The 14,832-nt window shown below is 70.7% G+C and carries 13 protein-coding genes; 9 read left to right on the forward strand and 4 right to left on the reverse strand.

From position 1 onward, the window contains the following. Window positions 1–26 precede the first annotated feature (26 nt). Complete coding sequence (gene mce / locus B378_RS0107520) at window positions 27–413, reverse strand: methylmalonyl-CoA epimerase (protein WP_017343198.1); 387 nt, start codon at window positions 411–413, stop codon at window positions 27–29. 793 nt (window positions 414–1,206) lie between these two features. Between mce and B378_RS0107525 the strand changes: the two genes are divergently transcribed. Beyond that, window positions 1,207–2,007, forward strand: a complete 801-nt coding sequence (locus B378_RS0107525; protein WP_017343199.1) for a formate/nitrite transporter family protein — start codon at window positions 1,207–1,209, stop codon at window positions 2,005–2,007. Between the two features lie 34 nt (window positions 2,008–2,041). Here the strand turns inward: B378_RS0107525 and B378_RS0107530 are convergent, their stop codons facing one another. Further along, complete coding sequence (locus B378_RS0107530; RefSeq protein WP_017343200.1) at window positions 2,042–3,715, reverse strand: methylmalonyl-CoA mutase; 1,674 nt, start codon at window positions 3,713–3,715, stop codon at window positions 2,042–2,044. A gap of 130 nt (window positions 3,716–3,845) precedes the next feature. Between B378_RS0107530 and B378_RS0107535 the strand changes: the two genes are divergently transcribed. Together B378_RS0107535 and B378_RS0107540 are read left to right on the forward strand one after the other, a co-directional pair. Continuing rightward, entirely contained in the window at window positions 3,846–4,511 is a 666-nt protein-coding gene (locus B378_RS0107535) for an O-methyltransferase (RefSeq protein ID WP_017343201.1), read from the forward strand. Window positions 4,512–4,557: 46 nt separating this feature from the next. After that, the gene (locus B378_RS0107540) at window positions 4,558–7,206 is read left to right on the forward strand and encodes a PAS domain S-box protein (protein WP_017343202.1); all 2,649 of its coding nucleotides are present in this window, start codon (window positions 4,558–4,560) and stop codon (window positions 7,204–7,206) included. Window positions 7,207–7,265: 59 nt separating this feature from the next. On the opposite strand, the gene B378_RS0107545 is transcribed toward B378_RS0107540, so the two are convergent. Both B378_RS0107545 and B378_RS0107550 read right to left on the reverse strand, forming a co-directional pair. Then, window positions 7,266–7,664, reverse strand: a complete 399-nt coding sequence (locus tag B378_RS0107545) for an OsmC family protein (RefSeq protein WP_017343203.1) — start codon at window positions 7,662–7,664, stop codon at window positions 7,266–7,268. A 155-nt stretch (window positions 7,665–7,819) separates the two neighbouring features. Next, a complete protein-coding gene (locus B378_RS0107550) occupies window positions 7,820–8,542 on the reverse strand; it encodes a metal-dependent hydrolase (protein ID WP_017343204.1) in 723 nt (240 codons plus the stop codon). A 105-nt stretch (window positions 8,543–8,647) separates the two neighbouring features. Between B378_RS0107550 and B378_RS0107555 the strand changes: the two genes are divergently transcribed. The 6 genes from B378_RS0107555 to B378_RS0107580 all read left to right on the forward strand — a co-directional run bounded on the left by B378_RS0107555 (window position 8,648) and on the right by B378_RS0107580 (window position 14,822). Then, window positions 8,648–9,871, forward strand: a complete 1,224-nt coding sequence (locus B378_RS0107555; protein WP_017343205.1) for a zinc ribbon domain-containing protein — start codon at window positions 8,648–8,650, stop codon at window positions 9,869–9,871. Between the two features lie 77 nt (window positions 9,872–9,948). Continuing rightward, window positions 9,949–10,692: a fumarylacetoacetate hydrolase family protein gene (locus B378_RS0107560; protein ID WP_017343206.1), complete on the forward strand. Its 744-nt coding sequence runs from the start codon at window positions 9,949–9,951 to the stop codon at window positions 10,690–10,692. A gap of 253 nt (window positions 10,693–10,945) precedes the next feature. Beyond that, window positions 10,946–12,472 carry a GTPase gene (locus tag B378_RS0107565; RefSeq protein WP_017343207.1) on the forward strand — a complete coding sequence of 509 codons (1,527 nt, stop codon included), beginning with the start codon at window positions 10,946–10,948 and terminating at the stop codon, window positions 12,470–12,472. Between the two features lie 75 nt (window positions 12,473–12,547). Beyond that, window positions 12,548–13,642, forward strand: coding sequence for a histidinol-phosphate transaminase (hisC, locus tag B378_RS0107570; protein WP_017343208.1), 1,095 nt, complete (start codon window positions 12,548–12,550; stop codon window positions 13,640–13,642). Next, window positions 13,639–14,193, forward strand: coding sequence for an adenylate kinase family protein (locus tag B378_RS0107575; RefSeq protein WP_017343209.1), 555 nt, complete (start codon window positions 13,639–13,641; stop codon window positions 14,191–14,193). The genes hisC and B378_RS0107575 overlap by 4 nt, the downstream gene beginning before the upstream one ends. A gap of 26 nt (window positions 14,194–14,219) precedes the next feature. Continuing rightward, complete coding sequence (locus tag B378_RS0107580; RefSeq protein ID WP_017343210.1) at window positions 14,220–14,822, forward strand: CDP-alcohol phosphatidyltransferase family protein; 603 nt, start codon at window positions 14,220–14,222, stop codon at window positions 14,820–14,822. The last annotated feature ends 10 nt before the right edge of the window (window positions 14,823–14,832 follow it).

Raw genomic sequence — 14,832 nt, forward strand, 5'->3', positions numbered from 1 at the left:
GTAGGAGCGAGAGGGGCCGCCGCCTCTCAGTGTTCGACGAACTCCACGAGCACGCCGCCCGTCGATCCCGGGTGACAGAACGCCACTTCGTGGCCCCACGCGCCGGGACGGGGCTCTTCGTCGACGAGGTCGATGTCGAGGTCGCGCGCGTCGTCGAGCGCGGTCGGGAGGTCGTCGACCGCGAGCGCGACGTGGTGGACGCCGGGCCCCTCGCGGTCGAGATAGTCCGCGATCGTCCCGCCCGCGTCCGGTTCGAGCAGCTCGAAGTAGCCGCCGCCGTCGAGTTCGAGGAAGACGACGCGCATCCCGTCGAACGCTTCCTCGTGGGCGACCGGTGCGTCGAGCAGACCGCCGAACAGGTCGGCGAGGGCGGTGGCGTCGCGTGTCGCGACGCCGACGTGGTCGAAGCGCATACGGGCCGGAATGGGCGCCGACGACTTATAAGGACCGAGCGGGCCGGGGTCAGAGCGCCGGGGCGAAGAGCCCCGTTGAAACACTACTATTCAGCTCCGCTCTCGTCTGAAACAGCCAGTTGCTGAAGAGTGCTTCTTGATCGAGTGCGGGAGTGAGTATCGCAGATCGGTAGCAGCGATTCAGTATTTAAATTGCCGTGAGCCACTGCGACGAGCGCTTATAAAAGGAGTGCGGTGGCGCGTGCCGACGAGCGCCCGGAGGGCGCGAGTCGCACGCGCGAGGGACGCCGCGAACGCCCGCAGGGCGTGAGCGGCGAGGTTGGGGAGGCGTGAGGTGCGGTCGCTGTGTGGGGCGGGACTCAAAGGGGCAGCCGTGAGGGCGTCGTAGGCGACGTAAGCACCGCAGGGAGCGAACGGAGTGAGCGACCGAGGAGCGTGGTTCGAGAGAGCAAAGCTCTCTCGTCATCACGAAAGGCGCTTCGCGCCTTTCGAACGACAGCGAGCGTACGACGCCCTCCCGGCTGGGGCTTTGGAGACACTCGCCGCGGTGGCGTCAGTCACTTATAAATAGCCGACAGCAACACCGCACTCTGGTTTATAAATGACCTCACTCACGACGTACTACACGTACTCCCGAAATCGCTCGTCGTTACGTCTGTATTGACCACAACCGGAGCAGAATATGTCTCCTGGTGAGGGTTTCAACCGAGTCGGACGAAGTGCCTTCCCGTCGCTCCCCGCCGGGATCCAAAGGTTTGGGTGCGGTCCGGTCGAAGCGGGGACGATCCACCCCGTGAGCGACTCAGAGACCGACTCGACGGAGCAGATGACGTCGCGGAACATCCTCGGCTCGCTGCTGGAGAGCGGGCTCCACGAGATGAACCGGGAGCGCTCCGGGCTGCTCCTCTCCGGGCTGTCGGCGGGGCTCGACATCGGGTTCGGCCCGCTGATGATGGCCGTCGTGTTGACCCTCTCGCCCGGCGGTTTCGGCGACCTCCCGACCGAGCTGCTGTTAGCGAGCGTCTACTCCATCGGGTTCATGTTCGTCATCCTCGGCCGCTCCGAGCTGTTCACCGAACACACGACGCTGGCAGTGATCCCCGTCCTCGACCGCCAGGCGTCGGTCCGCCAGCTCGGCCGGCTCTGGGGGCTGGTGTACGTCGGGAACATCGTCGGCGGGCTGCTGTTCACGTTGCTCGTGACGCTCCTGATGCCGGAGCTCGGGGTCGTTGACCCGGCGGCGTTCGAGACCATCGCCCTGAAGCTCGTCGACCACGACCTCACGTGGCTGTTCGTCGGCGGCGTCTTCGCCGGCTGGCTGATGGGGCTGCTGGCGTGGCTCATCACGGCGGCGCAGGACACGACCGCGCGGATCCTGCTCGTGTTGATCGTCACCGGCACCATCGGCCTGCTCCACCTCCCGCACTCGATCGCGGGCAACGTCGAGGTGCTGTTCGGGCTGATCGTGTCGTCCGCGATCACCCCGGCGGACTACGTCGGATTCCTCGTGCTGGCGACGCTCGGCAACGCCTTCGGCGGCGCGGTGTTCGTCGCGCTCCTGAAGTACGGGCACGTCGTCCGCGGCGCGAACTGAGCCGTCCGCGAACGGGAGCGCGTCGCGACCCGACCTACCGTCCCGGCTTGTACTCCCCGAACTCGTCGCGGAGCACGTCCGATATCTCTTGGACCGTCGCGTACGCCTTTACCGCGTCGATGATGTGCGGCATCACGTTGTCGGACCCCTGTGCGGCCTCGCGAAGGCCGGCGAGCGCGTCGTCGACCGCGCCGTCGTCGCGCTCGGCCTTCACCCCGTTCAGCCGGTCTCGCTGATTCTGCTCTTGGTCCGGGTCGACCTCTTCGAGGTCCATCTCCGGCTCTTCGTCCACCTCGAACTCGTTGACGCCGACGATGATCCGCTCGCCCGCCTCGATCTCCTGTTGTCGCTCGAAGGCGACGTCCTGGATCTGCCGCTGGACCCACCCGCTCTCGACGGCCTCCAGCATCCCGCCGCGGCGGTCCACCTCCTCGAGGATCTCGAACGCCTCCTCCTCGATCCCGTCGGTGAGGTCCTCGACGTAGTACGACCCCGCGAGCGGGTCGATCGTGTCGGCCGCGCCGGACTCGTGGGCGAGGATCTGCTGGGTGCGGAGCGCGGTCCGGACCGACTTCTCGGTCGGGAGCGCGAGCGCCTCGTCCTTCCCGTTCGTGTGGAGGCTCTGGGTACCGCCGAGCACCGCCGCGAGCGCCTGATAGGAGACGCGGACGACGTTGTTCTCGATCTGCTGGGCCGTGAGCGTCGAGCCGCCGGTCTGCGTGTGGAACTTCAGCTGCTTCGACTTCGGGTTCTCCGCGCCGAACCGCTCCTCCATGATCTGCGCCCACATCCGGCGGGCGGCGCGGAACTTCGCGGCCTCCTCGAAGATGTTGTTGTGGGCGTTGAAGAAGAAGGAGAGCTGCGGGGCGAACTCGTCGACGTCGAGCCCGGCGTCGAGGGCGGCCTCGACGTACTCGATGCCGTCGCCGAGGGTGAAGGCGATCTCCTGGGCCGCGGTCGAGCCGGCCTCCCGGATGTGGTAGCCGGAGATGGAGATCGTGTTGAACTTCGGCGTCTCGGCCGCGCAGAACTCGAAGATGTCCGTGATGAGCCGCATCGACTCCTTCGGCGGATAGATGTAGAGGTTCCGCGCGATGTACTCCTTCATGATGTCGTTCTGGATCGTCCCGCGGAGCTGGTCGCGCGGGACGCCCTGCTCGTCGCCCATCGCGACGTACATCGCGAGGAGGACCGCGGCGGGGGCGTTGATCGTCATCGACGTGGACACCTCGTCGAGCGGGATGCCGTCGAAGACGGTCTCGAAGTCGTCGAGCGTGTCGATGGCGACGCCCGAGCGCCCGACCTCTCCCTCGGCCATCGCGGCGTCGGAGTCGTACCCCATCTGCGTCGGGAGGTCGAACGCCATCGACAGCCCGGACGACCCCTCGTCGATGAGGTACTGGAAGCGTTCGTTCGTCTCCGCGGCGGTGCCCATCCCGGCGTACTGGCGCATCGTCCACAGCCGCCCGCGGTGCATCGTCGAGTAGACGCCGCGGGTGTACGGCTCCTCGCCGGGGTAACCGAGGTCCTCGCGGTAGTCCGTCTCGACGTCGGCCGGGGTGTAGAGGGGGTCGACCTCCTGGCCGCCGGTGTCGGTGGTGAACGTCTCCTCGCGCTCGCCGAACCGGTCGACCGTCTCGCCGTAGGTACCGTCCTCCCACGACTCCTTGGCCGCCCGGATCTCGGCGAGTTCCTCGGGATCGTACATTATCGAATCGGTCGACCGACCGCGACTTAACAGTTTTCAGGGGCCGGCCGGGTGCCAGTCCGGCGGCCCTCGCCCGTCGGGAGTCGCGCCCGCCGGTCCGATTTAAGTGACACGCGTCCGATGCGCTCGCATGGACGTGCTCACGGACCCAGCGCGCCGGTTCCTGGCCGCGACGGCGCCGGAACACACGCCGGTCCAGGCGGAGATGGCCGACCTCGCCGACGAGTGGGGGTTCCCGATCATCGGCCCCGAGGCGGGGGCGGTCCTCCGACTGCTCGCGCGGCTGACGGACGCCGACCGCGTCTTCGAGTTCGGCTCCGGGTTCGGCTACTCCGCCACGTGGTTCCTCCGCGGCGGCGCCGGGAGCGTGGTCTGCACCGAGTTCGACGCCGACGAGGCCGAACGGGGCGTCGCGTTCGCCGACGAGGGGGGCTACGCCGACCGCGTCACCTTCGAGGTCGGCGACGCGATGGAGACGATAGACCGCTACGACGGCCCCTTCGACGTGGTCCTGATCGACCACCAGAAGGGGCGGTACGCCGACGCCTACCGGACGGTGCTCCCGAAGGTCAGGACCGGCGGCGTGATCGTCGCCGACAACGTCACCCGCGGCCCGATCGACTTCGAGGCCCTCGTCGCGCACTTCGAGGCGGGCGAACCGCTCCCGGACGACGCGGTCGACGGGGAGACGCGCGGCATCGGCGAGTACGTGGGAACGGTCCGCTCGGACGACGCCGTGGAGACCGCGGTCCTCCCCGTCGGTTCCGGCATCGCCGTTTCGACGGTCGTCCGGTGAAACCGAACGAAACGGTTATCATGTCGAATAGAAAACACCAATTCAGATGAGGGAAGCGGAGGGTGCCGACGACGGCGACGGGTCGACGGGCGGGCGAGAGCGCTCGCTCGTCAGCGTGCTCGTCGTCGACGACGAGCCGGGGTTCGCGGACGTGGCCGCCTCGCTGTTGGAGTCGCGCGACGACCGGATCGAGGCGACGCCGGTCGAGAGCCCGTCGGCGGCGCTCGACGCGCTCTCGGCGTCGTCGTACGACTGCGTCGTCTCGGACTACGAGATGCCGGAGACCGACGGGATCGAACTGCTCGAAGCCGTCCGCGATCGACACGGCGACGTCCCGTTCGTGCTGTTCACCGGCGAGGGGTCAGAGGCGGTCGCCAGCGAGGCGGTCTCCGCGGGCGTCGACGAGTACCTCCGCAAGGGAGAGGCGTCCGATCAGTACTCTCGGCTCGCGGGCGCCGTCGAGGGCCTCGTCTCGCGGACCCGGGGCGAGCGCCGGGTCGCCGAGCACTTGGAGCGCGTCTCCGACGCGTTCTGCGAGGTCGACGACGAGTGGCGGATCACGTACCTCAACGACCGCGCGGTCCGGATGATCGACCTCGACGCCGACGAACTGCTCGGGGAGCGGATCTGGGACCTGTTCCCGGAGACCACGGACACCGACGGCGAGGAAGCCCTCCGCGAGGCCGCCGAGACCGGCGAGCCGGTGCGGTTCGAGGCGCACGTCGACCGGCTCGGCGCCGACCTCGTCGTGAACGCCTACCCGACGCCCGACGGGCTCGCGCTGTACTTCCGGGACGTGACGGAGAAGCGGGAACGGGAGCGGGAGCTCCGCGAGCTCTCCGAGCGCCTCCAGCTGGCCGTCGAGGGCGCCGACGTCGGCGTCTGGGACTGGAACGTCCGGACGGACGAGGTCCGGTTCGACGAGCGGTGGGCGGCGATGCTCGGCCACGAGGCCGACGAGATCGACTTCGACCTGTCGGCGTGGGAGGACCGCGTCCACCCGGACGACGTCGACGACGCCTGGGACGCCATCGAGGCGCACTTCGCGGGGGAGACCGACCTCTATCAGGCCGACTTCCGGATGCGGACGAAGTCCGGCGACTGGAAGTGGATCCGCGACCGCGGCCGGGTCGTCGAGCGGACGGACGACGGCGAGCCGCTCCGGGCCGTCGGCATCCACATCGACGTCACCGAGGAGAAGGAGCGAGAGCGCGAGCTGGAGCGGTACCGCCGCATCGTCGACGAGCTGCCGGAGTCGGTGTGTATCTACGACGCCGACGGCCGCATCGCGCTCGCGAACGACCACACCGCCGACGTGTTAGCGGCCGATCCCGAGGCGCTCGTCGGCCGGGAGAGCCGCCTCGTCGACCGCATTCGGGCGGCGGGCGACGGCGACCGGTACGACGCCCTCGTCGACGGCGAACGCGGCTCGCTGGCCGGGACGGTCGAGGTCGACCTGCCCGGGAAGTCCGAGGCGATCGTCGACTACGGCCTGACCCGCCTCGTCATCGACGGGGAGTTCGACGGGATTCTCGGCATCTCCCGCGACGTGACCGACGAGCGGCGGCGACAGCAGCGGCTCGAACGCACCACGGCGCGGTTGGAGGCGCTGTTCGAGCGCTCGCCGGACATGATCGACATCCACGACGAGGCGGGCGAGATCGTCGACGCGAACCGGGCGATGACCGATGCGCTCGGCTACGACGACGGGGAGATGGTCGGCATGGACGTCTGGGAAGTGGACACCGAGCTCGATCCGGAGGAGGGTGTTCGGCTCTGGAACGGGCTGGAGATGGACGAGACGGTCCGGCTGGAGACGACCTTCGCCCGCGCGGACGGCTCGACGTTCCCGGTCGAGGTCCACGTGCGGCGCATCGACGTCCAGGGCGAGGACCGGTTCCTGGCGAGCAGCCGCGACATCTCGGAGCGCAAGGCGTACGAGCGCCGCATCGAGCGGGAGAACGAGCGGCTCGACGAGTTCGCGAGCATCGTCTCGCACGATCTCCGGAACCCGCTCAACGTCCTCTCGGGGTACCTCCGGCTCGCGCGCGAGACGGGGAACGACTCCTACTTCGACCGCTGCGAGCGCGCGCTCGACGAGATGGAGCGGCTCATCGAGGACGTGCTCGCGCTCGCGAAGCAGGGCGAGGCGGTCGGGTCGTTCGAGCGCGTCCACCTCGGCGAGCTGGCCGCCGGATACAGCGACGACGCGTTCGGATCGGCGAACGGGGAGGACCCGTTCGGCGGCGACGCCGGCGACCCCGGCGACGCCGCTGACGGCGAGGCGGAGGCCGCTCCGATCGAGGTCGACGTCGGCGCTGACGGCGAGATCTGCGCCGACCCGGGTCGGGTCCGGCAGCTCCTCGGGAACCTGTTCCGCAACGCCGCCGAACACGGCGGCGAGCGCGTCGTCGTCGGCGACCTCCCGGACGGCTTCTACGTCGAGGACGACGGGCCCGGGATCGGCCCGGACGAGCGCGAGAAGGTGTTCGAGAGCGGTTACACCACCTCCGAGACGGGGACCGGCTTCGGGCTCTCGATCGTCCAGCGCATCGCCGAGGCGCACGGCTGGGACGTCGTGGTCACGGAGGGAGAGCGCGGCGGCGCTCGGTTCGAGTTCACCGGCGTCGACCGCCCGGACCCGTCGCCGCAGGCGTCGGAGTCGCCCGGCGAGGCGGTCGAGCCCCGGGACTGAGCGCGGGTCGCGCGTCCGAACCGACTGCGAAAAGGAACGGTCGGTGCGGCGGTCCGGCCTTAGAACGCGCCGGGGTAGACGCTGACGTCGGCGTGGAGCCCCTCGCGGAGCGCGCTGTGGACGTGACAGATGCCCTCGGCGCGCTCGGCGATGTCGGCGGCGGTCTCGTCGTCGAGGTCGGCCTCGACGTGGACATCGAAGGCGATCGATTCGAGGTCGTCGTCGTCGTCGAGTTCGGCGCTCGCGTCGATCTGGATCGTGCCGAGGTCCTCCTCGCCGCGCTGGCTCCCGCCGACGCGGAGCGCCGGAAGATAACAGGAGGCGTACGTCGCGACGAGCGTCGCGTTCGGGTTCGGGCCCGTCTCGTCGGTCGCGTCGATCTGGAGGTCGAACTCGCCGACCTGACTGGTGCTCGCGTACCCTTCCTCGGAAACCGTGGACGTCTCGATGTCTGCCATAGTCGAGTGTGGCTTCGGCCTCCCACCGCTAAAGGCTGCCGACACGGGACGTCGCTGCCGGGGCGAGGGTCGCGTTCACCGAACGACGGTCGCGTCGCTACGCGGTCGGCTCGGAAAAAAGGTGGAATCACCGATGGGGCCGCCCTCTCTGAGAGTCAGTCCAGCGTGTACGTCTCGTCGCCCTCGAGGACGACCGGCTCGGCGGCGGCGCCCGCGGCCTTCACCTCGTTGACGAACTCGCGGGTCTCGATCTCGATCGGGCCGAACGAGTCGTAGTGCATCGGGAAGACGACGTCGGCGCCCACCCAGTCGGCGGCGATGCCAGCGCCCGCGGGGCCCATCGTGAAGTGGTCGCCGGCGGGCAGAGCGGCGGCGTCCGGTTCGAGGTACGGGGCGATCACGTCGACCATCTCGGACATCAGGCCCGTGTCGCCGGCGTGGTAGAACGTGGTACAGTCTGCGTCGGACTCCTGAGTCGGCTTCTTGTCGCCGATGACGAACCCGGTCGGCATGCCGCCGGAGGTGCCGTACCCGTTGTCGATGCCGTTCGAGTGGTCCGCGCGGACCATCGTCACCCACGCGTCGCCGCACTCGACGGTGCCGCCGATGTTCATCCCGCCCGCCGGGAGTGTGTGCTCGTGGCCGAAGTTCTCTTGTACGTAGTTGGTCAGTTCCGGCGTCGCGACCACGGTGGCCCCCTCGAACCGGTCCGCGTCGGCGATGTGGTCGGAGTGGCCGTGGGTCAGGAGGAGGTAGTCGGGGTCGAGTTCCTCGGGGTCGACGTCGGTCTTCGGGTTGTCGAAGAACGGGTCGATGAGCAGCTCCGTGTCCTCGACCACGACGTGCCACGTGGAGTGGCCGTGCCAGGTGAGTTCCATGGTACGTCCGATACATCTCGGCGGGCCGTAATAAAACTCGACGCCGCGGATCGCGTCGTCCGCCGGCGAAAGCAATTAACAGGCACGAACGCGAACGCAGAGTAGATGCCCTCCGAGACCAGCGACCCCGGCGGCCCGCCGGCCGCCTGCCCCGCCTGCGGCGAGGCGGTGCCGGCGGGGGCGAGCTTCTGCCCCGACTGCGGCGCCGACCTCGGCAACCCCGCCGACCCCGCGTACTGCTCCGCGTGCGGCGAGGCGTTTGACGACGACGACCGGTTCTGTTCGAACTGCGGCGCGTCGCGGTCGGGCGGCGGGCCCGACGCGTCCGAGCCGGCGGGCCGCGCGACCGAGGAGTCGGCGGACCCCGACTCGTCCCCGTCGCGCTCGGCGTCGACCCCGCGAGAGAGTTCCCGCGCCTTCCGCCGCCGCGTCCAGGACCACCTCGACGCCGGGTGGAACGTCGAGCGGGACGACGGGGACCGCGTCGTCCTCGTCGACCGCGGTATCGGATCCGTCGGCGTCCACATCCTGCTTTTCATCTTCACCAGCGGGATCGGAAACCTGCTGTACGGCTGGTGGCACTACTCCAAGCTGGCGGAGCGACGGCGGCTCGTCCGCGGCGACGAGACGGCGGCGCGCGCGCCGTCGAGCGCCGCGGGCGAGAGTCTGACGGAGACCGCTGCCGGGTACATCCTCATCGCGCTACTGCTGGCGATCGGCGGCCTGATCGCCTACTTCGCGGCGACGAGCGGTTCCCCGCCTGCCGCCCTGATCGGCCTCGCGTTCATCGGGCTCGGCCTCGGCGTGGCCCCGCCGGTCCGCCGGCGCCTCGACCGCCGCCACGGGGTCACGGCGTTCGGCCGGAAGAAGACGGTCGACCACCGGATCGTCCGCCCGCCCGAGTCCGTCGAGGAGCCCTGCGTCGTCTGCGGCGAGGCGTTCGAGCGCGGCCTCGTCAGGCGGCGCCGCGACGAGACGGTCGTCGCCGGCGTCCCGGTCCGGACCCACTCGATGCGGCACAACCACTACTGCGCCGACTGCGCCCGGTCGGAGCTGTTCGGTGACCGCGTCGGCTCGCCGTCGCTCGACGACATGGCGGACGACGCGGGCCCGGTCGACGACGTGGACGCGGTCGACGACGCGGACGCGGCCGACGACGCGGACGGCGATGACGCCGGGCACGACGACGAGGGCTTCGCAGACGCGGACGCCGACGGTGGGGACGCCGCGGACGATGCCGACGGCGGGGACGCCGCGGACGAGGCCGACGGCGGGGACACCGCGGACGACGCCTTCAGCGACGAGCGGGCCACGGAAGCGACCGAGTGAGTCGGCGGCCCCGACACCCGCGGCCGTCGCTTGCCTCTCCGGGAACGCTTTTCGGGCGGCCGCCCGTTCGCTCGCGTATGTACCGCGCACGGTTCCGCAACCCGGCCGGATCGATCCGCGAGGGCGAGTACGACCCAGCGACTGACACCGTCGCCTTCGGCGGCGACGAGTACGCGCTCTCGGACCCCGCGATCGACGTGCTGGCGCCGACGGACCCCTCGAAGATCGTCTGTATCGGACGCAACTACGCCGACCACGCCGAGGAGCTCGGCAACGACGTACCGGACCGCCCTCTCCTCTTCCTCAAGCCGCCGAACGCGGTGGCGAGCCACGGCGACACCGTGACCGTCCCCGCCGGCAAGGACCGGATCGACTGGGAGGCGGAGTTCGCGGTCGTGATCGGCGAGCAGTGCAAGGCGGTCGACGCCGCGGACGCGATGGATGTCGTCGCGGGCTTCACCTGTATGAACGACGTGTCGAACCGCGACGACCAGAACCGCGAGCAGAACTGGGTGCGCGGGAAGGCGTTCGACGGCGCCGCGCCGCTCGGCCCGGTCCTCGCGACGCCCGACGAGGTGCCGGACGACGCGAGCGTCGAGCTCCGCGTTAACGGCGAGACGAAGCAGTCGAGCGACCGCGAACACATGATCTTCGACGTGCCGACGCTGATCGAGGAGATCACGACGTACCTCACGCTCGAACCCGGCGACGTCATCGCGACCGGCACCCCCGAGGGGGTCGGGGCGCTCTCCGACGGCGACACCGTCGAGGTGGAGGTCGAGGGCGTCGGGACGCTGGAACACGACGTTCGGATCCCCTGAGCGGCGCGCCGTTCGGGCGCCGCCCCGTTTTTGCGGTTCGGTACTACACCTCGTTTCCGGTGAACGCTTATATGCGAGCCCACAGAGTCGGAGGTATGGAGACCAGTTCGTTCGTCGCCGGCCGCTGACGGTACCGCCGCGGCGCGACGCGACCGCCCCGCTCCGCACGAGACGGGCCGGTCGCACGCGCCCCAGAGCCGCGACCGGAGCGCGAGACGCTCCCCTCTCCGGGCCGACGCGAGCGCCCGACCGAATGTCACGAGACGACGCCACGACGAACGAGACGACCGAACCGAGCGAAACCGCAGAACCGAGCGAAACCGCCGAAACGAGTAAAAGCGACTCTCAGGGCGCCGATCCCGACCGAACGTCCGTCGAGACCGACCTCACGGCCGCCGACGCGACCCCCGCCGTCGTCGCGGCCCGGTCCGACGGCGAGCAGCCGGACACGACCGAGATCCGCGAGCTGGCCGCCGCGGCCGGCTACGCGGTGGTCGGCGAGGTTACCCAGCGGCGCCGCGAGGACCCGACCTACGACCTCGGTCGCGGGAAGGCCGAGGAGCTGATGCGGCTCGCGGCCGACGCGGGCGCCGAGGCGGTGATCTACGACGGGGGACTGTCGCCGGGACAGACGTTCTCGCTGGGCGACCTGCTGCCGCCCGGGACCGCGGTGATCGACCGCCCGCGCCTCGTGTTAGAGCTGTTCGCCGACGCCGCCGACTCGCGCGCGGCCGACCGCCAGCTCGAGCTGGCGCGGTTACGGTACGAACTCCCCCGGCTCCGGGAGGCGGTCGCCCGCGACGCGAGCGAGGACGTGCGCCTCCAGCCGGAGGGCGACAGCCGCGTGCTCGACGTCGAGAAGCGGATCGAATCCGCCGAGCGCGCGCTCGGCGAGATCGCCGACGACCGCGCGGCCCGACGGGCGGAGCGCCGCGACGCCGGGTTCGACCTCGTCGCGCTCGCGGGGTACACCAACGCCGGGAAGTCGACGCTGGCTCGCTGGCTCGCCGACGAGGTCGACAACCCCGATTTCGGGGACGAGGCCGGGGCTCGCGATGTCGGTCGCACCGACGCCGGCCGCGCCGACGCCGACGAGGGTGAGGGCGACCCGGCCGAGGGCGACGGGCCGCTCGCGGTCGCGGACCGGCCGTTCGAGACGCTCTCGACGACGACGCGCCGGGCGACGGTCGGCGGGCGGCGAGCCCTCGTCACCGACACCGTCGGCTTCCTCGACGGGCTCCCCCACGAGGCGGTGCGCTCGTTCCGGACGACCATCGACGCGGTCCGGGCGGCCGACTGCGCGCTGCTCGTCGTCGACGCGAGCGACGAGCCGGCCGACCTCCGACGGAAGCTCCGCGCGTCGCTGACGGCGATCGAGGCGACAGAGGGCCCGGTGATACCGGTGCTGTCGAAGGCGGACGAGGTCGGGGCGGACGGGCTCGCGGCCGCCGTCGAGGCGTACGAGGACGCCGTCGCCGACCTCGACCCGCGCGACACGCCCGTCGTCGACGCCCTCCGGTCGCCGATTCCGATCAGCGTCCGCGAGGGGACCGGGCTCGCCGACCTCGCAGACGCGGTGGCGGACTCGTTGCCGACGGCGACCGCGACCGTCGAGGCGCCCAACGGCGGCGACGCGCAGGCCGCGCTCTCGTGGGCGTACGACCGCGGCGTCGTCGCGGACGTCGACTACTGCGGCGAGACCGTCGCCGTCGAGCTCGCGGGGCGGCCGGACGTGGTCGCCGAGGCCGAGCGGCGGTTCGCGGACGCCCCGTCGTCGTGAGCCGCGGGGCGGTGCCGTCGCGAGCCCTCGACCGCCAAGACCACGCTTAAGCCCGCCGGTCTCCGACTTCCGGGCATGCAACCACGCGATCTCTCGGACCACTCCGAGTACGTCCCGGGTCGGGGCGTCGAGGAGGTCGCCCGCGAGCGCGGGCTCGACCCCGACGACCTCATCAAGCTCTCCTCGAACGAGAACCCGCACGGCCCGAGCCCGGCGGCCGTCGAGGCGATCCGCGAGCACGCCGACCGCGTGAACCAGTACCCGAAGTCATCGCACACGGACCTCACCGCGGAGATCGCCGCGAAGTGGGGGGTCGACGACGAGCAGGTGTGGGTGTCGCCGGGCGCCGACGGCTCGATCGACTACCTCTCGCGGGCCGCGTTAGAGCCCGGCGACGAGGTGCTGGTGCCGAGCCCCGGCTTCGCCTACTACGCGATGTCCTCGCGGTACCACCACGGCGAGGTGACGGAGTACGAGCTCACCCCCGACGACGGCTTCGCGCAGGACGCGGAGACCGTCCTGCGCGCCTACGGCGGCGAGCGGATCGTCTACGTCACCTCGCCGCACAACCCCTCCGGGTCGACGATGCCACTCGACGAGATAGAGGCGATCGCGGACGCGACCGCCGAGGAGACGCTCCTCGTCGTCGACGAGGCGTACGGCGAGTTCGCCGAGGTCGACAGCGCGATCCCCCTCGTCGACGAGCGCGACGACGTGGCGGTCCTCCGCACCTTCTCGAAGGCGTACGGGCTCGCGGGGCTCCGGATCGGGTACAGCGTCGTCCCGGAGGCGTGGGGTGAGGCGTACGCCCGCGTCAACACCCCGTTCGCGGCGAACGAACTCGCCTGCCGCGCCGCGCTCGCCGCGCTCGACGACGACGAGCACGTCGAACGGTCGGTCGAGTCCGCCCGCTGGGCCCGCGAGTACATCGCGAGCGAGCTCGACGCGCCCACCATCGACTCCGCGGGGAACTTCGTCCTCGCCGCGGTCGGCGACGGCGAGCGCGTGGCCGAGGCGGCCCAGGAGCGCGGGGTGATAATCCGCGACTGTACCTCGTTCGGCCTCCCGGAGCACGTCCGGATCTCGACGGGCACCCGCGAGGAGACCCGCGAGGCGGTCGAACTGCTCAACGAGACGCTCGCGGACCTGGAACTCGAGGCTCGCGCGTGACCGACGGCACCGAGACCTCGGCCGACTCCGACCGCGGCCGCGCCGACCGCGTCGCCGTCACGGGGACCCCCGGAACGGGCAAGACGACCGCGACGGCGCTGCTCGAAGACGCCTACGACGTGATCCACCTCAACAACCGGATCAAGTCCGACGACGACCTCTGGACCGAGCGCGACGCCGACCGCGACACGCTGGTCGCCGATCTCGACGCGGTCCGCGAGGATCTCGGCGACTGGAGCGGCGTCCTCGACTCCCACCTCGCGCACCGGTTCGACGTCGACCGCGTGGTCGTGTTGCGGTGTCACCCCGAGACGATCGAGTCGCGGCTCCGTGAGCGCGGCGAGTCGCCCGAGACGGCCGCCGAGAATGCCGAGAGCGAGGCGCTCGACGTGATCCTCTCGGAGGCGGTCGCCGAACACGGCGCCGAGAACGTCTACGAGGTCGACGCGACCGACCGCGACCCCGAGGCGGTCGCCGACGCGGTCCGCGCCGCGATCGAGGGCGAGCGGGAGCCGAGCGCCGGCACCGTGGACTTCATCGATTATATATGAGCCGACCGCGAGCGTCGAGACGGTAGATGACCCTCGACCAGTACCGGTCCGTGGCGGACCGCCTCCTCGGCCCGTGGGTGTCGGCGGCCGACAGGCTGGGCCTCTCGCCCGATCAGGTGAGCGTAATCGCCTTCCTCGTCGCCGTCGCGGCCGCGGGGGCCTTCGCCGCCGGGTCGTCTCCCCTCTACGCGGCCGGCGCGCTGCTCGTCCTCCTCAACGGCTGGCTCGACGTGGTCGACGGGGCGCTCGCGCGCCATCAGGAGGTCGCCTCCGACGGCGGCGACTTCCTCGACCACGTCCTCGACCGCTACGCCGACGTGGCGATCATCGCGGGGTTCACGGCCGGCGTCGAGGCGTACGCGCTCGGCTTCGCCGCGGTCACCGGGGTCCTCCTCACCTCCTACCTCGGCACGCAGATCCAGGCGGTCGGGATCGGCCGCGAGTACGGCGGCCTGCTCGGCCGGGCCGACCGGCTTGCGCTCGCCGGGATCGTCGGCGTCGCCGCCGCGGTCTACTCTGCGCCGGTCGTCGCCGGGCTGAACGTCGTCGGCCTCCTGCTCGCGCTGTTCGCCGTCGTCGGCCACCTGACGGCGGTCCAGCGGTTCCTCGGCGCCTGGCGCGACCTGTGACTCCCCGCGC

The sequence above is a fragment of the Halorubrum sp. T3 genome (genome assembly GCF_000296615.1).
GTDB classification, from domain to species: domain Archaea; phylum Halobacteriota; class Halobacteria; order Halobacteriales; family Haloferacaceae; genus Halorubrum; species Halorubrum ruber.

Bases quoted from the DNA above. Each gene is read 5' to 3' on its own strand.
- mce (WP_017343198.1), bottom strand. From the start codon at position 413: ATGCGCTTCGACCACGTCGGCGTCGCGACACGCGACGCCACCGCCCTC.
- B378_RS0107530 (WP_017343200.1), bottom strand. From the start codon at position 3,715: ATGTACGATCCCGAGGAACTCGCCGAGATCCGGGCGGCCAAGGAGTCG.
- B378_RS0107535 (WP_017343201.1), top strand. From the start codon at position 3,846: ATGGACGTGCTCACGGACCCAGCGCGCCGGTTCCTGGCCGCGACGGCG.
- B378_RS0107540 (WP_017343202.1), top strand. From the start codon at position 4,558: ATGAGGGAAGCGGAGGGTGCCGACGACGGCGACGGGTCGACGGGCGGG.
- B378_RS0107545 (WP_017343203.1), bottom strand. From the start codon at position 7,664: ATGGCAGACATCGAGACGTCCACGGTTTCCGAGGAAGGGTACGCGAGC.
- B378_RS0107550 (WP_017343204.1), bottom strand. From the start codon at position 8,542: ATGGAACTCACCTGGCACGGCCACTCCACGTGGCACGTCGTGGTCGAG.
- B378_RS0107555 (WP_017343205.1), top strand. From the start codon at position 8,648: ATGCCCTCCGAGACCAGCGACCCCGGCGGCCCGCCGGCCGCCTGCCCC.
- B378_RS0107560 (WP_017343206.1), top strand. From the start codon at position 9,949: ATGTACCGCGCACGGTTCCGCAACCCGGCCGGATCGATCCGCGAGGGC.
- B378_RS0107565 (WP_017343207.1), top strand. From the start codon at position 10,946: ATGTCACGAGACGACGCCACGACGAACGAGACGACCGAACCGAGCGAA.
- hisC (WP_017343208.1), top strand. From the start codon at position 12,548: ATGCAACCACGCGATCTCTCGGACCACTCCGAGTACGTCCCGGGTCGG.
- B378_RS0107580 (WP_017343210.1), top strand. From the start codon at position 14,220: ATGACCCTCGACCAGTACCGGTCCGTGGCGGACCGCCTCCTCGGCCCG.